The sequence below is a fragment of the Sphingomonas sp. GW821-FHT04B01 genome (assembly GCF_059420425.1).
The window spans coordinates 40,017-58,223 of record NZ_JBWKTR010000002.1; the positions used below are offsets into that span (position 1 = coordinate 40,017).

20 protein-coding genes are annotated in these 18,207 nt (G+C 68.9%); 5 read left to right on the plus strand and 15 right to left on the minus strand.

Going from position 1 to position 18,207, the window contains the following annotated elements; all coding sequences use genetic code 11:
- Nucleotides 1–193: 193 nt before the first annotated feature.
- Both xylB and AC07UH_RS06465 read right to left on the minus strand, forming a co-directional pair.
- Nucleotides 194–979, minus strand: a complete 786-nt coding sequence (gene xylB / locus AC07UH_RS06460) for a D-xylose 1-dehydrogenase (protein WP_495180436.1) — start codon at nt 977–979, stop codon at nt 194–196.
- Nucleotides 976–2,115 (minus strand): fumarylacetoacetate hydrolase family protein, encoded by a 1,140-nt coding sequence (locus AC07UH_RS06465; RefSeq protein WP_495180435.1) that lies wholly within the window; start codon nt 2,113–2,115, stop codon nt 976–978. The genes xylB and AC07UH_RS06465 overlap by 4 nt, the downstream gene beginning before the upstream one ends.
- Before the next feature lie 361 nt (nt 2,116–2,476).
- Between AC07UH_RS06465 and rpsU the strand changes: the two genes are divergently transcribed.
- Together rpsU and AC07UH_RS06475 are read left to right on the plus strand one after the other, a co-directional pair.
- On the plus strand, nt 2,477–2,683 hold the full coding sequence (gene rpsU / locus AC07UH_RS06470) for a 30S ribosomal protein S21 (protein ID WP_038658749.1): 207 nt from the start codon (nt 2,477–2,479) through the stop codon (nt 2,681–2,683).
- Nucleotides 2,684–2,791: 108 nt separating this feature from the next.
- On the plus strand, nt 2,792–3,376 hold the full coding sequence (locus AC07UH_RS06475; protein WP_495180434.1) for an FKBP-type peptidyl-prolyl cis-trans isomerase: 585 nt from the start codon (nt 2,792–2,794) through the stop codon (nt 3,374–3,376).
- 133 nt (nt 3,377–3,509) lie between these two features.
- Here the strand turns inward: AC07UH_RS06475 and AC07UH_RS06480 are convergent, their stop codons facing one another.
- The 11 genes from AC07UH_RS06480 to AC07UH_RS06530 all read right to left on the minus strand — a co-directional run bounded on the left by AC07UH_RS06480 (nt 3,510) and on the right by AC07UH_RS06530 (nt 13,696).
- Nucleotides 3,510–3,755 carry a hypothetical protein gene (locus AC07UH_RS06480; RefSeq protein WP_245640815.1) on the minus strand — a complete coding sequence of 82 codons (246 nt, stop codon included), beginning with the start codon at nt 3,753–3,755 and terminating at the stop codon, nt 3,510–3,512.
- Nucleotides 3,756–3,884: 129 nt separating this feature from the next.
- The gene (locus AC07UH_RS06485) at nt 3,885–4,655 is read right to left on the minus strand and encodes a metallophosphoesterase family protein (protein WP_137898074.1); all 771 of its coding nucleotides are present in this window, start codon (nt 4,653–4,655) and stop codon (nt 3,885–3,887) included.
- Between the two features lie 80 nt (nt 4,656–4,735).
- Entirely contained in the window at nt 4,736–6,037 is a 1,302-nt protein-coding gene (gene wecC, locus AC07UH_RS06490; protein WP_495180433.1) for a UDP-N-acetyl-D-mannosamine dehydrogenase, read from the minus strand.
- Entirely contained in the window at nt 6,021–7,157 is a 1,137-nt protein-coding gene (gene wecB / locus AC07UH_RS06495; RefSeq protein ID WP_038658762.1) for a non-hydrolyzing UDP-N-acetylglucosamine 2-epimerase, read from the minus strand. Before wecB ends, wecC begins: the two co-directional genes overlap by 17 nt.
- Before the next feature lie 23 nt (nt 7,158–7,180).
- Nucleotides 7,181–7,942: a HesA/MoeB/ThiF family protein gene (locus tag AC07UH_RS06500; protein WP_495180432.1), complete on the minus strand. Its 762-nt coding sequence runs from the start codon at nt 7,940–7,942 to the stop codon at nt 7,181–7,183.
- Nucleotides 7,939–8,334 carry a hypothetical protein gene (locus AC07UH_RS06505; protein ID WP_495180431.1) on the minus strand — a complete coding sequence of 132 codons (396 nt, stop codon included), beginning with the start codon at nt 8,332–8,334 and terminating at the stop codon, nt 7,939–7,941. Before AC07UH_RS06505 ends, AC07UH_RS06500 begins: the two co-directional genes overlap by 4 nt.
- Nucleotides 8,331–8,777, minus strand: a complete 447-nt coding sequence (dut, locus tag AC07UH_RS06510) for a dUTP diphosphatase (protein ID WP_038658771.1) — start codon at nt 8,775–8,777, stop codon at nt 8,331–8,333. Before dut ends, AC07UH_RS06505 begins: the two co-directional genes overlap by 4 nt.
- A gap of 31 nt (nt 8,778–8,808) precedes the next feature.
- The gene (gene coaBC / locus AC07UH_RS06515) at nt 8,809–9,990 is read right to left on the minus strand and encodes a bifunctional phosphopantothenoylcysteine decarboxylase/phosphopantothenate--cysteine ligase CoaBC (RefSeq protein ID WP_495180430.1); all 1,182 of its coding nucleotides are present in this window, start codon (nt 9,988–9,990) and stop codon (nt 8,809–8,811) included.
- Entirely contained in the window at nt 9,987–11,105 is a 1,119-nt protein-coding gene (locus AC07UH_RS06520) for a hypothetical protein (RefSeq protein ID WP_495189929.1), read from the minus strand. The genes coaBC and AC07UH_RS06520 overlap by 4 nt, the downstream gene beginning before the upstream one ends.
- Before the next feature lie 7 nt (nt 11,106–11,112).
- Entirely contained in the window at nt 11,113–12,648 is a 1,536-nt protein-coding gene (gene ubiB, locus AC07UH_RS06525; protein WP_137898066.1) for a 2-polyprenylphenol 6-hydroxylase, read from the minus strand.
- Between the two features lie 301 nt (nt 12,649–12,949).
- Nucleotides 12,950–13,696 (minus strand): class I SAM-dependent methyltransferase, encoded by a 747-nt coding sequence (locus AC07UH_RS06530; protein WP_038658779.1) that lies wholly within the window; start codon nt 13,694–13,696, stop codon nt 12,950–12,952.
- A 55-nt stretch (nt 13,697–13,751) separates the two neighbouring features.
- On the opposite strand from AC07UH_RS06530, the gene mutM reads away from it, so the two are divergent.
- Entirely contained in the window at nt 13,752–14,567 is an 816-nt protein-coding gene (gene mutM, locus AC07UH_RS06535; RefSeq protein WP_495180428.1) for a bifunctional DNA-formamidopyrimidine glycosylase/DNA-(apurinic or apyrimidinic site) lyase, read from the plus strand.
- A 256-nt stretch (nt 14,568–14,823) separates the two neighbouring features.
- Nucleotides 14,824–15,087, plus strand: coding sequence for a 30S ribosomal protein S20 (rpsT, locus tag AC07UH_RS06540; protein WP_038658785.1), 264 nt, complete (start codon nt 14,824–14,826; stop codon nt 15,085–15,087).
- A gap of 3 nt (nt 15,088–15,090) precedes the next feature.
- Here rpsT and AC07UH_RS06545 read toward each other — a convergent pair whose 3' ends face one another.
- On the minus strand, nt 15,091–15,426 hold the full coding sequence (locus tag AC07UH_RS06545; RefSeq protein WP_495180427.1) for a hypothetical protein: 336 nt from the start codon (nt 15,424–15,426) through the stop codon (nt 15,091–15,093).
- Nucleotides 15,427–15,519: 93 nt separating this feature from the next.
- On the opposite strand from AC07UH_RS06545, the gene dnaA reads away from it, so the two are divergent.
- Nucleotides 15,520–16,938 (plus strand): chromosomal replication initiator protein DnaA, encoded by a 1,419-nt coding sequence (gene dnaA, locus AC07UH_RS06550; protein WP_495180426.1) that lies wholly within the window; start codon nt 15,520–15,522, stop codon nt 16,936–16,938.
- A gap of 252 nt (nt 16,939–17,190) precedes the next feature.
- Here dnaA and trpS read toward each other — a convergent pair whose 3' ends face one another.
- Entirely contained in the window at nt 17,191–18,204 is a 1,014-nt protein-coding gene (gene trpS, locus AC07UH_RS06555) for a tryptophan--tRNA ligase (RefSeq protein WP_495180425.1), read from the minus strand.
- Nucleotides 18,205–18,207 lie beyond the last annotated feature (3 nt).

Genomic DNA, 18,207 nt, shown 5'->3' on the forward strand with positions numbered 1-18,207 from the left:
TCCGGGGTCCACCGGGCCGCGAGAGCAGGGTGGCGAACCAAGCCCTTCTCCTCGCCGCAGGGTGGACCCCGGAACAAGTCCGGGGTGACGGGGTGGGCTTGGAGCGCGGCGGGCTTAGGTGAAGGTTCGTTTGCGATTGCCCTGCGCTGGCGGGGGAGGAGTCACCACCTACCCAATCCCCCCGCAGCCCCCATCACCGCCAGCCGGCATCCATCCAGTAATTGTGCGCCGTACACATGCGCGCATCCTCCGACGCGAGGAACAACACCAGCGCGGCGATGTCCTCGGGCTCGATCCGCCCGTCGAGGCATTGCGCCGCGACGATCTCCGCCTCGCCCTCGGGCGTGTACCATTTCTCCTGGCGCGGCGTCTTGACGTTGCCCGGCACCACCGTGTTGACGCGGATGTTGTCGCGGCCGAGGTCGCGGGCGAGGCTGCGCGTCAGCCCCTCGATCGCCGCCTTGGCGGTCTGGTAGAGGACGAGGTCCTCCAGCCCGAGGTGCCAGCTGATCGAGCCGAAGTTGATGATCGATCCGCCGCCCGCCGCCTTCATCGCCGGGATCACCGCCTGCGCCGCGAAGAACTGATGACGCAGATTGACGTTCATCCTTTGGTCCCAATAGGACGGCGTCACCTCGGCGACCGTATGGCGATCGTCGTTGGCGGCATTGTTGACCAGCACGTCGACGCCGCCCAGCTCGGCCTGCAGTTCGGCGAACACCGACGCCAGCGCATCGAGATCGGTCAGGTCGAGCCGGCGGAACACCGGCACATGCGCGGCATCGCCCAATCGCTCGACCAGCGCGCGGCTGTCCGCCTCGGCGACGTCGACGAAGGCGACCTTGGCGCCCTGTCGCGCGAACGCCTCGACCAGCCCCGCGCCGATCCCCGATCCGCCGCCGCTGATGATGACCCGCTTGCCGCTGAGCGAGGGGTAGAGCGCGCGCCGGCCGTTGCCGTCCATTGCCGTCCCGGTCATGCGAGCAACCCGCGGCCGGCGAGGTTGCGGATCAGCGCGGTCAGGCCGAATCGCCACGGCGGCGCCGCCTTCGAGGTGCTGACCGTGTTGACCAGCCGGCCGAGCCGCGGCGTCTCGATCGCCACCGTGTCGCCGACCTTGTGGGTGAAGCCCTGGCCGGGCACGTCGCGGTCCTGCGTCGGCGCGAACAGCGTGCCGAGGAACAGCACCAGGCCGTCGGGATATTGGTGCTCGCTCAGCGCCTGGCGCAGCAGCTCCTCGGGATCGCGGCTGATCTGGTTCATCGAGCTGGCGCCGTCGAGCGCATAGCCGTCGGTGCCCTCGATGCGCAGCGTGATCTCCGCCTGCCGGACGTCGTCCATCGTGAAGTCGCCATCGAACAGCCGCACGAACGCGCCCAGTGAGCAGGAGGCGTTATTGTCCTTCGCCTTGCCGAGCAGCAGCGCCGAGCGCCCCTCGAAGTCGCGCAGATTGACATCGTTGCCCAGCGTCGCGCCGACCGCGAGCCCGTCGGGACCGGCGAGCAGCACCACTTCGGGCTCGGGGTTGTTCCACGTCGAGTCCGAGCGGATGCCGACGTCCGCGCCCCAGCCGACCGTCGCCAGCACCGGCGCCTTGGTGAAGATCTCGGCATCGGGGCCGATCGCCACCTCGAGATATTGCGACCACAAATTCTCGTCGATCAGCGCCTGCTTGAGCGCCGCCGCCTCGGGCGAGCCGGGCACCACCGCGCGCATGCTGCCGCCGATCCGCCCTTCCAGCCGGCTGCGCACCTCGGCCGCCGCGCCGGCGTCGCCGCGCGCGCGCTCCTCGATGACGCGCTCCATCGCCGACACCGCGAAGGTGACGCCGGCCGCCTTGACGCATTGCAGGTCGATCGGGCTGAGCAGCCGCGGCAGGCCCTCGACCGACAGGCCGATCGCATCGAGCGCACCGATCTCCTCGCCCTGCGCGTGGTCGAAGCTGCCGCCGGCGACCAGTTCGGCGACGGTCGGGGCGACGCGCGCCATGTCATAGGCGATGCCGTCGACGACCAGCACCGGGCTCGGGCCGGCGCCCAGATCGATGCGGCCGAGCCAGCGCGCGCTGCGCCAGTCGCTGCCGAGCGCGTCGGCGGGGTCGAAGGGTATCGGCATTGGGCTCTTCTCCGGATCGGACGCACCGGCCGATCGGACGTCGGTCGGCGGGCGCGGCGTGGCGCTGGCCCTGACGGTACGGCGACCGGCTCGGCGGGTGGAGCATCGCCGATGCCCTCGTTCCCGCCGCGGCGTTCGCCGTCTTCCATCTCTCCCAGCTGGTTATCGCTACCATTAGCTTGCACAATCCGCGCCGCAAGCCGAAAGACGGGGCGCCGATCATCCCCGCGCGTGTCGCGCGGCGGGCAGGCGCGGGCGCGCGGGTTGCGCATCGGGCCGCTCGCTGCTACGGGCACCGTTCGCACGGCGCGGACCTTTCGTCTGCAGCCGCCATAGCTATTGACCGGAGTGTTTCAGTTCCATGCAGATCGTCGTCCGCGACAACAATGTCGACCAGGCCCTTCGCGTGCTCAAGAAGAAGCTGCAGCGCGAGGGCGTGTACCGGGAGATGAAGCTGCGCCGTCACTTCGAAAAGCCGTCGGAGCGCCGCGCGCGTGAGCGTGCCGCCGCCGTCCGCCGTTCGCGCAAGCTCGACCGCAAGCGCGCCGAGCGCGACGGTGCGCGCTAAGTCATTGTGATCGCTGCGAAGATGCTTTCCTCCGGATGCGTCTTCGTGCGAAGTTAGAGATGTTAACCGGTGACGGCCGGCCCGGCACCACAACTTCAGGTGCCCCAGATGTCGACCGTCACCGCCGTTCCGCTGCGTCCCATCAAGCGGACCTATCTCGTCTATCTGTGGGTGGGCATCGTCGTCGCCTGTCTCGCGGCCTTCCTCCTGGCGCGGCAAGGCGACGACTTCCTCACCCGCAACGCCCGCGCGAGCGGCGTGGTGACGACCCCGTCGGGGCTGCAATACAAGGTGGTGCAGCCCGGCGCGCCGGGCGCCCCCAGGCCGACCGACAGCGACGTCGCGCTCATCAATTATGAAGGCAAGCTGCTCAACGGCACCACCTTCGACAAGTCGCAGCAGCCGACGCCGATGCCCGTCGCCGGCGTCGTCCCCGGCTTCTCCGAGGCGCTCAAGCTGATGCCGAAGGGCGCCAAGTATCGCGTCTGGATCAAGCCCGCGCTCGGTTACGGCGCCGAGGCGAAGGGGCCGATCCCCGCCAACTCCACGCTCGTCTTCGACATCGAGCTGATCGACTTCCTGCCCGAGGCCGTCGTCCGCCAGATGCAGGCGCAGGCCCAGGCACAGGGTGCCGGCGGCCCCGGCGGGATGCCGCGCGGCGCGATGCCCCCCGGCATGCCCGGCGGCCGCTGATCCGCCACGACGACGAACAGCCGGCGCCGGACCATCCGGCGCCGGCTTTTTCGTGCCCGCCATCGCCGTGCGCCGGACAAAAAAATAGCGGCCCGAAGGCCGCTACTCTCTCTAGCCGAGGCTAACGGTCAGCTTAGTTGCTGTCCGCATTGTCATCGCTGTCGGCGACGACGACGATGCCCGCGACGACGGCAGCGGCCGCGATCAGGGCGATGACGATCCCGCCACCGGCGAGCTCGTTCTTCTTGGCCGAGGTCGAACCGGTGCGAACCGACTTCGACACCGACAGGCTGGCTGCGGGGTTCGCCGGAGCGGCAACCGCCGGAGCAACGGCCATGGTGGCGGCCGCAGCGGCCATGACAATCTTACCGAAACGCATGATATAACTCCCTCTTGTGCTCGTCACCGGTTTGCATGGCAGAAGTATATAGGCGCGACAACAGTTTAACCGCCCGGTTTCGGAATGGCCGGCGACCGTTGCCGCGACGCCACACGTTCCCGCCGCCGGTCAGCCCGCGCGGGTCGCCTGCACCGTCCAGCGCGCCGTACCTTCCAAACCCAAAGCGGTCAGCACGCCGGTCTCATAAGCCCCGGTATCGACACCGATCCGATGGACCTGCTCGTCGAGCCCGGCGCTGATCGTATGGCCGTGGACGACCATCTTGTCGAGCGCACGATCGTGATCGAGGAAGGGGTTGCGGATCCAGCGCAGGTCGGCGCCGCGCTGCGCGGCAAGATCGGTACCCGGCCGCACGCCGGCATGGACGAAGGCATAGTCGCCGATCGTCACCATATCCTCGAACGATTCGAGGAACGCCTGATGCTCGGCGGGCACGCGGACGCGCATCGCGGCATGCAGCTCCTCATAGTCCATCCGGTCATAATCGGCGGCGTCCAGCCCGTAGCTCATGATCGTCTCGCGCCCGCCGATCCGGCAGAACATGCGCAGCGCCTTGGGCTCGCCCTTGAGCGATTCGAGGAACACCTCCTCGTGATTGCCGAGCAGGAAGCGCGTATCCGGCCGCTCCGCCGCGAGCAGCCGCAGCCGCTCGATCACCGCCGCCGACGCCGGGCCGCGGTCGACGAGGTCGCCGAGGAAGACGATCGTGGTGCGCGCAGGATCGCGCGCCCGGTCGTCCGCTTCGATCCGGGCAAGCAATTGATCGAGCAGATCGGCGCAACCGTGGACGTCGCCGATCGCATAGACGCGTTCGCCTTCCGGAATGGCGGTCAGCGGCGTTGCCGTGGAACGGCGCGCGTTGAGCAGCTTCTTGAGCATGGATTCCCGTCGATCGTGCCGAATGGCAGGTATACCCGCGCAGGTCTGGCCGCAACAGCCTGAACCCCGCGTGAAAGTGGCTAGCCGACCAGCCGTAGCACATCCTGTACCGGCGAGGCGACCGCAGGTTGATCCGGCCAGATCCCGCGCGTGTCGAGCACCGCCTTGTCGCGCCGTTCCTCGATCGGCACCGAGCGGAACACGTCGTGATCGACCAGCACGACCATGATCGGACAGCATTCGATCGCGCCGTCGATGTCGATCAGCGTCGCGCCGGTGCCGTCGAACGCCTTGGGCAGCGTCCCCGCATAGGGTTCGACGATCCGCACCCGTTCACCGAACCGCTCGGCCAGCGCGACCGCGACCTTGAGCGCCGGGCTCTCGCGGAAGTCGTCGATGTTCGCCTTGAACGCGAGGCCGAGGCAGGCGACCGGTGCGCCGGGCCGCGCCTCGATCAGCGCGCTCGCCTGCGCGACGACATGATCGGTCTTGCCGTCGTTGACCAGTCGCGCGGTGCGGATCAGCGGCGTGTTGGCGGGATCGGCATGGACGAGGAACCACGGATCGACCGCGATGCAATGGCCGCCGACGCCCGGCCCCGGTTGCAGGATGTTGACGCGCGGATGACGGTTGGCGAGGCGGATCACCTCCCACACGTCGACCCCCATCGTATCGGCGATCAGGCTGAGTTCGTTGGCGAAGGCGATGTTGACGTCGCGAAAGGCATTCTCGGTCAGCTTGGTCATCTCCGCCGCGCGCGCGGTGGTGGTGACGCAGGCGCCGCGCACGAAGCGGCGGTAGAAGGTCAGCGCCTTGCGCGCGCAGCGCGGCGTGATACCGCCGATGACGCGATCGTTATCGATCAGCTCGACGAGGATGCGCCCGGGCAGCACGCGCTCCGGGCAATACGCGATCGCGATATCGGCCGCCTCGCCGGCGCGGCCGGGTACGCGCAAATCGGGACGCAGCTCGGCGAGCAGGTCGCGCACCCGTTCGGTGGTGCCGACCGGCGAGGTCGATTCGAGGATGATCGCGTCGCCCGGCTTGAGCACCGACGCGATCGTCGTTGCCGCCTGCAGCACATAGGCGATATCGGGCGCATGATCCTCGCCGAACGGGGTCGGCACCGCGATCACGAAGACGTCGGCCGGCTCGATCCGCGTCGACGCACGCAGCGATCCGCGCGCGACCACGCCGGAGACGAGGCCGTCGAGATCGACCTCCTCGATATGCACGCGCCCAGAATTGACCGTCTCGACCACCGATTCGGTGACGTCGACGCCGAGCACCTTCGCCCCCGTCCGCGCGATCACCGCCGCGGTCGGCAGGCCGATATAGCCGAGGCCGAGAACGACGACCTTGAGTTCAGAGTCCGAAATCATCGGCGATGATCCTTGCGATCCGGGTGCTGGCCTGGCCGTCGCCGAACGGATTGTGGGCGCGTGCCATGGCGGAATAGGCAGCCTTGTCATCGAGAAGCGTGAACACTTCGGAAACGATGCGGTCTTCGTCGGTGCCGATCAAGCGCGCGGTGCCCGCCGCGACGCCCTCGGGCCGCTCGGTGGTGTCGCGCATCACCAGCACCGGCTTGCCGAGCGCGGGCGCCTCCTCCTGCACACCGCCCGAATCGGTCAGCGCAAGGTCGCACAGTTCGAGCGCCCGGATGAAATGCGGATAGTCGAGCGGCGCGATCCGCGCGACATTGTCCGGCGTGCCCAGCCATTCGTCCATCACCGCGCCGACATTGGGATTGGGGTGCATCGGGAAGATCACCGCGACATCGTCGCGCGCCGCGATCCGCGCGATCCCCCGCGCGATCGCCGCCATGCCGTCACCGAAATTCTCGCGGCGATGCGTCGTGACGAGGACGATGCGCTTGCCCGCGAAGCGCGCCGCGAGCGGATCGAGATCGCCGGCCAGCGCCGGCGTCTCGGCGATGCGACCGCGCGTCCAGAGCAACGCGTCGATCACCGTATTGCCGGTGACATGGACGCCCGCGGCGACGCTCTCGCGCGCCAGCGCCGCCGCGGCGGTGGCGGTGGGTGCGAAATGCAGATCGGCGATCGGCGCGACGATGCGCCGGTTCACCTCTTCGGGCCAGGGCTGGTAAATGTCGCCCGAGCGCAGCCCCGCCTCGACGTGTGCGACCGGGATCTTGCGATAATAGGCGGCGAGCGCACCGACCATCGCGGTCGCGGTGTCGCCCTGGACGACGACGCGGTCGGGCCGCACCCGGTCGATCACCTCGCCAAGCCCGGTGAGCAACCGCGCGGTCAGCCGATCGAGCGATTGGCCCGGCTCCATCAGGTCGAGGTCGATGTCGGGCGTCAATCCGGCGATGGCGAGCACCTGGTCGAGCAGCCCGCGATGCTGCGCGGTGACGCAGGTCACCGTCTCGATGCCGCCCGCCGCCTGTAGCGCCCGCACGACGGGGAACAGCTTGATCGCCTCGGGGCGGGTGCCGAAGACGGTGAGGATCCTGGGGCGGCTGGCGCTGGTCATGCCGGCTAACTAGCGCCCGTCGCTTAATTTCGGGCTAAGCCACAGGTCGGGCAGCCGGGGTCCTTCGGCAGCGTCAGCGTCCGGAAGCGCAGCGACAGCGTATCGGCGAGCAGCAGCTTGCCGGCGCTGTCCTCGCCGAAGGCATGGATCGCGCGCAGCACCTCCAGCGCGGCGAGGCTGCCGATCGCCCCCGCCATCGGCCCCAGCACGCCGTCCTCGGCACAGGTCGCGCCGGGCCGGTCGGGATCGCTGCCGACGAAGCAGCGATAGCAGGGCTTGCCCGGCTCCCAGCCGCGGAACACCCCCAATTGCCCGTCGAACTGGCCGATCGCCGCCGATACGAGCGGCACCCGCGCGGCATAAGCCGCATCGGCGACGATCAGCCGCGTCGCGAAATTGTCGCAACCGTCGAGCACCACGTCGACATCGGCGAGCAGCGCAGCGACGTTGCCGGCGTCGACGCGTATCGGTCGCGCCACCGCGGCGACATGCGGGTTGAGCCGCCGCGCCGCCGCCGCCGCCGTCTCCGCCTTGCCCGCGCCGATCTCGGCGGTGGCATAGATCGTCTGGCGTTGCAGGTTGGACAGATTGACATGGTCGTCGTCGACGATCGTCAGCCGCCCGATGCCCGCCGCGGCGAGATAGGGGATCGCCGGCGATCCGATTCCGCCGGCGCCGATCACCACGACATGCGCCGCGGCGAAACGCTGCTGACCGGCGCCGCCGACCTCCTTCAGGACGATGTGCCGGGCGTAACGGGTCAGTTCCCCGTCGGAGAGCGTCACGCCGACCAGGAGAAGGTGAGGCTGGTCCGATACCAGGTATCGGCATCCGCCACGCCGGGCGCGATATTGCCGCGCGCCATGCTGGAGACGAGGCCCGCGGCATATTGCTCGACGGAGGGGCAGGCGATCGCCCGCGGCACCACCCGCTTGGGCTGGCCGCCGGCACCGACCAGCACCGCGAGATCGACCTTGAGCACATAGCCCTGTGGCGACGGCGTCGCGGCGTTGCACCGCCCCGCCTTCACCTCGGCGCGGACGAAGCTCGACAGATTGGCGCCATCGTCGGGATCGCGGCTGTAGGGCAATGGATGCAGCGCGCTCCAGTCCTGCGGCGGCATCGGCATGGGCGATGCACCGGCGAGCTGGGCTGCCAGGAGAATTGCTGTGATCATCGGCCGGTCGATCCGAACCCTCCGCTTCCACGGTCGGTATCGTCGAGCGCGTCGACGATTGCCAGCGTCGCGCGCTGAACCGGGGCGGGGACGAGTTGGGCGATGCGTTCGCCGCGGGCGATCGCGAAGGGGGCCTCGCCGAGGTTGATGAGGATCACCTTCACCTCGCCGCGATAGTCCGAATCGATCGTGCCCGGCGTGTTGAGGCAGGTGATGCCGTGCTTGATCGCCAGACCCGAGCGCGGGCGCACCTGCACCTCATAGCCCTCCGGTATCGCGATCGCGAAGCCGGTCGCCACCGCCGCGCGCGCGCCCGGCGCCAGCGTCAGCGCCTCGGCCGCCACCACGTCCATCCCCGCCGCACCCGCGGTCGCATAAGCGGGCGGCGGCAGCCCCTCGCCATGCGGCAGGCGGTGGAGGCGGATGGCGATGGCTTGGCTCATGGCGCAGGGCTAGCCTGCCTGCGCGAACAGATCAAGAACCGGACAGCGTCTCGGCGATCCGTTGCGCCAGCCGCCGCGCGACGTCGGCCTTGGGCAAACGCTCCCAATGTTCGACGCCGTCGGCGGTGGCGAGGTGCACGGTGTTGGCGTCGCCGCCGAACACGTCGCCCGACACGTCGTTGGCGACGATCCAGTCGGCGTTCTTGCGCAACCGCTTGGCGACCGCCTGTTCGACGACGCGCTCGGTTTCGGCGGCGAAGCCGATCACCAGTCGCGGCCGGCGCGGCCCATGCGCCAGCGTCGCGAGGATATCCTCGTTCTCGGCGAGCACCAGCGCCGGCGGCGCGTCGCCCTTCTTGACCTTATGCGGCGCGGCGGCGACCCGCCAGTCGGCGACCGCGGCGACCATCACCGCCGCATCGGCGGGCAGCGCATCCGCGACCGCAGCCGCCATCTCGGCCGCGGTGACGACGTCGACCCGCCGTACCCCCGCCGGGGTGGCGAGCGTCACCGGCCCGGCGACCAACGTCACCGTCGCGCCGAGATCGGCGAGCGCGCCGGCGATCGCGAACCCCTGCCGCCCCGACGAGCGGTTGGCGATATAGCGCACCGGATCGATCGGCTCGTGCGTCGGCCCCGCGGTGACCAGCACGTGCCGGCCCGCGAGCGGCGTCGCGCGCGGCGCGAGCATGCGGTCGACCGCCGCGGCGATCGCCTCGGGCTCGGGCAGCCGGCCGGGACCGAACTCGCCGCACGCCATCGCCCCTTCGTCGGGTTCGACGATGGTGATGCCGTCGGCGCGCAGCTGCGCGACGTTGCGGACGGTCGCCGCATGCTGCCACATCCGCACGTTCATCGCCGGCGCCGCCAGCACCGGCGTATCGGTGGCGAGCAGCAGCGTCGTCGCCAGATCGTCGGCGATGCCCCCCGCCATCCGCGCCAGCAGATCGGCGGTGGCGGGCGCGATGACGACCAGATCGGCCTGCCGGCTGAGCTGAATATGCCCCATCTCCGCCTCGTCCTTGAGATCCCACAGGCTGGTATAGACCTGGTCCTCACTCAACGCGGCGAGCGTCATCGGCGTGACGAAATGGCTCGCGCCCTCCGTCATCACGCAGCGCACCGCATAACCGCGCCGGCGCAGCAGCCGGATCAGCTCGCACGCCTTATAGGCGGCGATGCCGCCGCCGACGATCAGCAGGATACGCGTCATCGAACGATCCTCTTCACCGTGATCCGCCGCCGGTCGCTCACCGCCGCCAGCAGGTCGCGCGCGCCATCGGGCACGAAGACGAGGCCGACGAGCAGCAACGGCGCCACCAGCAGCCCCCAATAGAAGGTATCGACCCGCCCGAACACGCTCAGCACCGCGGCATAAGCGGCGATCACCACCAGCACGCGCAGCCCCAGCACGTCGCGCCACGCCGCCCAGCCGAACAGCGCCAGTCCGACCAGCGGCGCGGCGAGCCAGAGCGGCACGATCATCAGCGCGGTCGACAGCGTCATCGTCCGCACGAAGAAGCCGAAGCCGAGATGCCCCGACCAGCCCGGCGACTGCGGATCGAGCGGCCCGACCACTTCGGCCACCGCATGCGCATGTGCCGCCAGCGCCAGCGCGAGGATCGCCCCCGCGGCGATCCACGCCGCGCCTTCGCGCCGGTCGCCGCCGGCGAGCGCCAGGATCGCCATCAGCAGCAGATACAGCCCCGCGGTCTCGCGGATCAGCGCCGCCGACAGGCCGAAGGCGACCGCAGGCAGCCACTGCCCGTCGCGATGCACGCCGAGCGACAGCGCGATCAGCAACCCCGCCCAGATTTCGTGGAAGGCGAGGAGGTCGCGCTGCACGAACGCCATCAGTCCGGCGGCGAGCAGCACCATCGCGACGATCCGCGGCGGCGGCCGCGCGAACGCCGGCGCCAGCCGCCGATACCAGGCAAGCGCCACCGCCGCGGCGAGCAGGTAGAGCAGGATCACCACGATCGCATGCGGCACCGCCGCCTGCACCATCGCCAGCGTCGGCAGGCGGAAGGTGACGAACGGCTTGAGCGGGTAATCTCCCGCGCGCATCGCATCCGCCGCGGTGGCATAATAATCGCCGCCGTGGCGGACGTTGGCGACGATCGTCTCGTACAGCACGACGTCGGCCTGATCGTCGCTACGCTGCGCGGCATCGCCGCTCGCCGCCGGCGGGACGGGCGCGGCGAAGACCAGCAGGCACGCGAGCAGCAGCAGCGCCAGCGCGACCAGCGCCGCCGCGGCGTTGCGCGGCGCCAGTCCGGCGAACCGCGACGGCTGCGCCAGCCACAACGAGGCGGGGACGCGCCGCATCATCGCCTCAGTGGACGACCAGCCAGGTCGCGGCGACGCTCGCCGCCGCGCTGGCCGCCGCGACCGCGGCATAGCGCCAGCCGCCGCCGATCCGCACCACCTCGATCTCGCGCAGCGGCGGGGCAGGGGGTTCGCCGCCCGGTGCGGGATAACGCGCTTCGATCCGCCGGATCAGCTCGGGCAGGCCGGCGATCGTCTTGACGTCGGCGATCAGCCGGTCGGCGATCGCCGCTTCCGGCCCCAGCTCGGTGCGGATCCATTCGCGCACGAACGGCGCTGCCGATTCCCACAGGTTGATGTCCGGATCGAGCCGCGTCGCGACCCCTTCGACCATCACCATCGTCTTCTGCAACAGCAGCAGATGCGGCTGCGTCACCATGTCGAAGTCGCGCGTGATCGAGAACAGCCCGTCGAGCATCATCCCGATCGACATGTCCTTGACCGGCAGCCCGCGCATCGGCTCGCCGACCGCGCGCAGCGCCGTCGCGAATTCGGCGACATTGTGATGGCTCGGCACATAGCCCGCCTCGAAATGGATTTCGGCGACGCGCCGGTAATTGCCGGTGATCAGCCCGTAGAGGATCTCCGCCAGCCATACCCGCGCGCGCCGGTCGATCCGGCCCATGATGCCGAAGTCGATCGCCGCGATGCGGTTGCCGGGCAAGGCGAACAGATTGCCCTGATGCATGTCGGCGTGGAAGAAGCCTTCCGCGATCGCCTGCCGCAGGAACGCCTGCACCAGCGTATTGGCCAGCTTGGGCAGGTCGTAGCCCGCCGCGACCAGCGCGGCGCGGTCCGACAGCTTGATTCCGTCGATCCATTCGACGGTCAGCACCCGCGCGGTCGAGCGCTGCCAGTCGATCGCCGGCACGACGAAATCGGGCTCGGCGGTCATCGACTCGGCGAGTTCGGACGCCGACGCCGCCTCGCGCCGGAAGTTGAGCTCGCGCGCGGTCCAGCGCTTGAAATTCTCCACCGTCAGCCGCGGCCGCAGCCGCCGCGCCTCGATGCTCATCCCCTCAAGCTGCGCCGCCGCCCATTCATAGGTGGCGATCGCGCGGGTAAAATCCGCCTCGACGCCGGGGCGCAGCACCTTGACCGCGACGGTCCGCCCGTCGGTGGTCACCGCGCGATGCACCTGCGCGATCGACGCGGCGCCGACCGGTTCCTCCTCGATGCTGGCGAACAGGTCGGACGGCGGCCGGCCGAAGCTGCCCTCCATCGCCGCGGCGATCGTCGCATAGGGGACGGGGGGCAATTGATCCTGCAACCGCAGCAGATCCTGCGTCGCTTCCTCGCCGACCAAGTCTGGCCGGGTGGCCAATGTCTGCCCGAGCTTGATCGCCGCCGGCCCGATCGCCTGAAAGGCATCGGCATAGCGCGGCACCTTGGGCACGCGCGCGCCCAGCCGCGCCACCCGTGCCAGCCGCCGCACCGGCGCCGGCGTATTGGGATCGCGCTCGATCCCGCGCAGCGCCCCATGCCGCGCGAGGATGCGCCCCCATTTCAGGAGTCGCCAGACGTGGACGACCGAAGCGGTCATGACGGCATGGCGATCGAGCCGGCCGCCGCACTCCAGTCAAGCCAGTCAAGCCGTTGCCACACCCGACGCGTCACCCCGGAACAATTCGTAACAGCTGCGGAATTTCGCCAGTGCTCCTGCGAAAGCAGGAGCCCAGGGGTTCCAAGTGCCGTAAAGGGTTGTGCTGCTTGGCCCTGGGTTCCTGCTTTCGCAGGAACACTGCGCTGATCCACCAGCATCGCAGACTGTCGCTGAAGTCCCGAACGAGTCCGGGGTGACGGGTCTTGCGAGGCGGCGGCATCGAAACCGCCAAACGACCCCATCAAATCTTCCACCCGGAGTGAATCGCGACGAGCCCGCCGAGGATCGGTTCCGCCTTGGTCCGCACGAAGCCGGCATCGGCGATCATGCCCTTGAACGTCGGCATGTCGGGGAAGCGCCGGATCGACTCGATCAGATAGCGATAGCTGTCGGCGTCCTGTGCGAGCAATTGCCCCAGCTTCGGCACCATCTTGTGCGAATAGCCGTCGTAGACTTCCTTGAACCCCGGCCAGGTCGTCGTCGAGAATTCGAGGCAGAAGAACCGGCCACCACGGCGCAGCACGCGATGCGCCTCGCGCAGCGCCTTGGGGATGTCGGTGACGTTGCGGATGCCAAAGGCGATCGTATAGGCGTCGAAGAACCGGTCCGGGAAGGTCAGCGTCTCGGCATTGGCCTCGGTCCACACCAGTCCGTCGATGCCGCGCTTGGCGGCGCGCTCCATGCCGACTTCGAGCATCGCCGGATTGATGTCCGCCACCGTCACCGACGCGCCCGATGCGGCGAGGCGGAAGGCGATGTCGCCGGTGCCTCCCGCCATGTCGAGGATCTGCTGACCCTCCTGCGGCTGCACCCGCCGGACGAAGCGATCCTTCCACAACCGGTGCATGCCGCCCGACATCGCATCGTTCATCAGGTCGTAGTTCTTGGCGACGCTGGAGAAGACGCCGCCGACGCGGGCGGTCTTCTCGTCGGGGGCGACGTCCTCGTAGCCGAAGGATACGGTTCCGGTGGTGGCGGTGTCGGTCATGCCACCGCCCTAGCCGCCGCTTGTGGCCGGGGCAAACGCAACCTAGCTGTTTGACGTGCCAGAACTCCCCGAAGTCGAAACCACCGTCCGCGGCCTCACCCCCGTGCTCGCCGGCCAGCGCCTGACCCTCGTCGAGCCGCGCCGCGCCGACCTGCGCAAGGCGATCCCGCCCGATTTGCGCCAGCGGCTCACCGGCGCCACCGTCACCGCGCTCGGCCGCCGCGCTAAATACGGCATGATCGACACCGATCGCGGCGATACGCTGATCTTCCATCTCGGCATGTCCGGCCGCTGGCGGGTCGATCCCGCCGAACGCCTCGCCCACGACCATCTGCTCATCGAGACGGGGGAGGGGCGCAGCCTCGCGCTCAACGATCCGCGCCGCTTCGGCTTCCTCGATCTCGTCGAAACCGCTGCGCTCGCCGCTTATCCCCCCTTCGCGGCGATGGGGCCGGAGCCGCTGGGGGAGGATTTCACTGGCGCCTATCTCGGCGAGGCGCTGAAGGCGCGCGCCGCGCCGATCAAGGCGATGCTGCTCGACCAGCGCATCGTCGCCGGGCTCGGCAACATCTACGTCTGCGAGGCGCTGCACGTCGCGCGCATTGCACCGACGCGGGCCGCCGGCCAGATCGCACTGCCGCGACTCGAGCGGCTCGCGGTGGCGGTGCGCGAGGTGCTGCTCGCCGCGATCGAAGCCGGCGGCTCGACGCTGCGCGACTATGCCCGCCCCGACGGCGAGCTCGGCTATTTCTCGAAGCAATTCCTCGTCTACGGGCGCGAGGGCGAGCCCTGCCATTGCGGCGGCACCGTCAAACGCCGGGTGGATAGCGGGCGATCGACCTTCTACTGCCCGAAATGCCAGAAGAGTTGATCCCCCTGTCGTCATCCCGGCGAACGCCGGGACCCATGGTCACGGGACGCGGGTGGAGCGTACAACGCCGGCCATACCGTATCCATGGGTCCCGGCCTTCGCCGGGATGACGAGCGGGGTGAGGAACCGGTGGTAAAACACCCCGCAACGGTTGACCCCGACCCCCGGCTTCGCTAAGGGCGCTGCCTTCGAGAGGGCGTAGGGTGATCCGGCGCCTCTTCTGACATCGACCAATTTACTCGCAAGGACGTACCGAATGGCGAATACGCCGCAAGCCAAGAAGCGCATCCGTCGCAACGATCGCCGCGCCGAAATCAACGGTAACCGCATCGGCCGCATCCGTACCTTCATCAAGAAGGTCGAAGCGGCACTGGCGTCGGGCGACAAGGCTGCGGCGGACACGGCCCTCGCAGCGGTGCAGCCCGAGCTGCAGCGTGGCGTCGCCAAGGGCGTCCTCCACAAGAACACCGCGAGCCGCAAGTTCTCGCGCCTGACCAAGGCGGTCGGCACGCTCGCCTAAGCCTTACCGTTCAGTGAGTTTTGACCCGTCGGGACGCATGTCCCGGCGGGTTTTTTGATGTCCGGAACGGGCGCAAAAGGAACGAACCGGGAAAGCGGGAGAACACCGCGATTCGTGTTGGCTGGCATTCAGGGCAGTCGTGCGGAAACGGGCAGAAAATGTAGCTTTTTCAATGGCTTGTAAGATTTCCGAACGCGTTTCTGCGGGCTTCGGGCTGTCAATCCCGTTTATTTCAACAATGTGACCTGCCGAGGGGTTGATCGACTCGGCCCAGGCTTCATAACTCGACTCCACCGCAGCGATGTTCATCGCGGTCGGGGACCTGAACAGCGTGGGCATGCCGGACGGCCGTTGGCCGTAAGGGGGATTTGTCTGTCTTGAATACGGCCGCCGGGCGACATTTCGTCGCTTTCGGCAACGAAGGGGTATGCGTTGAACGATCGACAGGCAGCGGCAGTGACGGAGACTGAGGCGCAACGCGCCTGGGCTCGCGTCCGCTGCAACCTGCGCGAATCCGCCGGCGCGCGGCTCTTCGAGCAATGGCTGAAGCCGATGGAGCTGATCGAGGACGGCGATCCCGAATCGATCCGCCTCGGCCTGCCGTCGGCGTTCATGACCAACTGGGTCCGCAACCATTATGCCGACCGGCTGCTGCTCGAATTCCGCGCGCTGCTGCCCGACGTGCGCGGCGTGTCGATCGAGACGCGCATCGCCGCGCCGGTCGCGATCAAGCTGGTCGCCGAGACGCCCGCGCCGGTCGCCGCCGTCGCGCCGGCGCCTGCCCCGGCGCCGCTGGCGGTGGCCGCGCCGCTCCGCCCGGCTGTCGATCGCCCGCCGCTCGATCCGCGCTTCACCTTCGACCGCTTCGTCGTCGATGCCGCCAATCGCGTGGCGTTCAACGCCGCGCGCATGCTTGCCGAACCCGGTGTGCCGCGGTTCAGCCCGCTGTTCCTCCATTCGGGGACGGGGCAGGGCAAGACGCATCTGATGCACGCGATCGGCCACGCCTTCCTCGCCGCGCATCCCGACGCGACCGTGCTGTGCATGTCGGCCGAGCGCTTCATGTTTGATTTCGTCGCGGCGATGCGCGCGCGCGACACGCACAGCTTCAAGCAGCGCCTGCGCGGCGCCGACCTGCTGCTGATCGACGACCTCCAGTTCATCGCCGGCAAGGACGCGACGCAGGAGGAATTCTTCCACACGGTCAACGAGATCATGAGCGCCGGCAAGCGCCTCGTTATCTCCGCCGATCGCTGCCCGACGGCGCTCGACGGCGTCGAGGCACGGATCGTCAGCCGCATGTCGGTCGGCCTCGTCGCCGACATCAAGGCGCCCGACCTCACGTTGCGCCGCACTATACTGGACAGGAAACTCGCAGACCTGCCCGAGGCGAAGGTCCCCAACGAGGTGCTCGACCTGCTCGCGGCGCGCATCCACGCCAACATCCGCGAGCTGGAAGGCGCGCTCAATCGCGTCGTCGCCTATGCGCAGCTCACCGGCGACAGTATCGATCTCGATTTCGCGGTGGCGACGCTCGGCGACGTGCTGCGCGGCTCGCAGCGCCGGGTGACGATCGACGAGATCCAGAAGCTGGTCAGCCAGCATTTCGAGCTGAAGCCGCTCGACCTCGTCTCCGCCCGCCGCAGCCGCGCGGTGGCGCGCCCGCGCCAGATCGCCATGTATCTCGCCAAGCGCCTGACGACGCGCTCGCTGCCCGAGATCGGCCGCAAATTCGGCGGGCGCGACCATTCGACGGTGATCCACGCGGTCCGCAAGATCGAGGAACTCCGCGACCAGGATCGCGACATCGACGCCGCCGTCCGCACGCTGATGCGCGAGCTGGAGGCGTAAGCAGCGGTAGCGCGCCAGGCCACACGCACCCGCCCCCCTTGCAGGGGCTATCGCCGACGATCAGTTGCAGTGTCGCGACGGCATTTATATCGTCGTCATGCCGGACATGATTCGGCATCCCGCTTCCTCGCCGCGTCCGAAGAAGTGGGACCCCGGATCAAGTCCGGGGTGACGGGGTGGCGTTGGAACGTCGTCCGAAGCCTGCAGATGTCCATATGCGACAGCTCCTCCCTTGCGGGGAGGGGAGAGAGGTTAAAGCACCAGCCCCATCGCCTCCTGCGCGCGGCGCAGCACCGGCACCGCCAGTGTCCGCGCCTTGTCCGCGCCCTTCTCGAGGATCGCGTCGATCGCGCCGCGGTCGTCGAGCAGCCGCACCATCTCGTCGCGGATCGGGCCGAGCTTCGCCACCGCGAGATCGGCGAGGTCGGGCTTGAACGCGCCGAACCCCTTGCCTGCATAATCCGCCAGCACGTCGCCCGGCGTGCGGTCGGCCAGCGCCGCGAAGATCGTCAGCAGGTTGCGCGCCTCGGGCCGCTCCGCCAGTTCCTCGACGGTCGCCGGCAGCACGTCGGGATCGGTCTTCGCCTTGCGGAACTTGTCGGCGATCACCTCGTCCGAATCGATCAGCTTGACCACCGACTGTTCGGACGGATTGGACTTGGACATCTTCGCCGACGCATCGCGGAGCGACATGATCCGCGGCGCCGCGGCGCTGACCAACGGCTCGGGCAGGGTGAACAGCTCGGTGGCATAATCGCCGTTGAACTTGGTCGCGATGTCGCGCGCCAGCTCAAGATGCTGCTTCTGATCCTCGCCGACGGGCACGTGCGTCGTATTGTAGAGCAGCACGTCCGCCGCCATCAGCACCGGATAATCGTATAGGCCGACGCTCGCGCCCTCGCGGTTCTTGCCCGCCTTGTCCTTGAACTGCGTCATGCGGTTGAGCCAGCCGACCCGCGCGACGTTGTTGAGCAGCCACGCCATCTCGCTATGCGCGGGCATGCGCGCCTGGTTGAACAGGATCGAGCGGTCGGGATCGATCCCCGCCGCCACCAGCGTCGCGGTCATCTCGATCGTATTGGCGCGCAGCTCGGCGGGCGCGATCCACTCGGTCAGCCCGTGGAGGTCGGCGATGAAGTAGAGCGTCTCGCCGCCCTCCGCCTGGATCGCATCCTGCTGCGCGACCCATTGCTTCACCGCGCCGAGATAATTGCCGAGGTGGAGATTGCCGGTGGGCTTGATCCCGGAAACGACGCGCTTTGCCATGAT

Excerpts from the sequence above, each read along its gene's own strand:
- xylB (WP_495180436.1), bottom strand. The coding sequence starts at position 979 with ATGACCGGGACGGCAATGGACGGCAACGGCCGGCGCGCGCTCTACCCC.
- ubiB (WP_137898066.1), bottom strand. The coding sequence starts at position 12,648 with ATGACCGCTTCGGTCGTCCACGTCTGGCGACTCCTGAAATGGGGGCGC.
- AC07UH_RS06545 (WP_495180427.1), bottom strand. The coding sequence starts at position 15,426 with ATGCCCACGCTGTTCAGGTCCCCGACCGCGATGAACATCGCTGCGGTG.
- AC07UH_RS06505 (WP_495180431.1), bottom strand. The coding sequence starts at position 8,334 with ATGATCACAGCAATTCTCCTGGCAGCCCAGCTCGCCGGTGCATCGCCC.
- coaBC (WP_495180430.1), bottom strand. The coding sequence starts at position 9,990 with ATGACGCGTATCCTGCTGATCGTCGGCGGCGGCATCGCCGCCTATAAG.
- rpsU (WP_038658749.1), top strand. The coding sequence starts at position 2,477 with ATGCAGATCGTCGTCCGCGACAACAATGTCGACCAGGCCCTTCGCGTG.
- AC07UH_RS06465 (WP_495180435.1), bottom strand. The coding sequence starts at position 2,115 with ATGCCGATACCCTTCGACCCCGCCGACGCGCTCGGCAGCGACTGGCGC.
- rpsT (WP_038658785.1), top strand. The coding sequence starts at position 14,824 with ATGGCGAATACGCCGCAAGCCAAGAAGCGCATCCGTCGCAACGATCGC.
- AC07UH_RS06475 (WP_495180434.1), top strand. The coding sequence starts at position 2,792 with ATGTCGACCGTCACCGCCGTTCCGCTGCGTCCCATCAAGCGGACCTAT.
- AC07UH_RS06485 (WP_137898074.1), bottom strand. The coding sequence starts at position 4,655 with ATGCTCAAGAAGCTGCTCAACGCGCGCCGTTCCACGGCAACGCCGCTG.
- wecC (WP_495180433.1), bottom strand. The coding sequence starts at position 6,037 with ATGATTTCGGACTCTGAACTCAAGGTCGTCGTTCTCGGCCTCGGCTAT.
- AC07UH_RS06530 (WP_038658779.1), bottom strand. The coding sequence starts at position 13,696 with ATGACCGACACCGCCACCACCGGAACCGTATCCTTCGGCTACGAGGAC.
- AC07UH_RS06480 (WP_245640815.1), bottom strand. The coding sequence starts at position 3,755 with ATGCGTTTCGGTAAGATTGTCATGGCCGCTGCGGCCGCCACCATGGCC.
- wecB (WP_038658762.1), bottom strand. The coding sequence starts at position 7,157 with ATGACCAGCGCCAGCCGCCCCAGGATCCTCACCGTCTTCGGCACCCGC.
- AC07UH_RS06520 (WP_495189929.1), bottom strand. The coding sequence starts at position 11,105 with ATGCGGCGCGTCCCCGCCTCGTTGTGGCTGGCGCAGCCGTCGCGGTTC.
- trpS (WP_495180425.1), bottom strand. The coding sequence starts at position 18,204 with ATGGCAAAGCGCGTCGTTTCCGGGATCAAGCCCACCGGCAATCTCCAC.
- dut (WP_038658771.1), bottom strand. The coding sequence starts at position 8,777 with ATGAGCCAAGCCATCGCCATCCGCCTCCACCGCCTGCCGCATGGCGAG.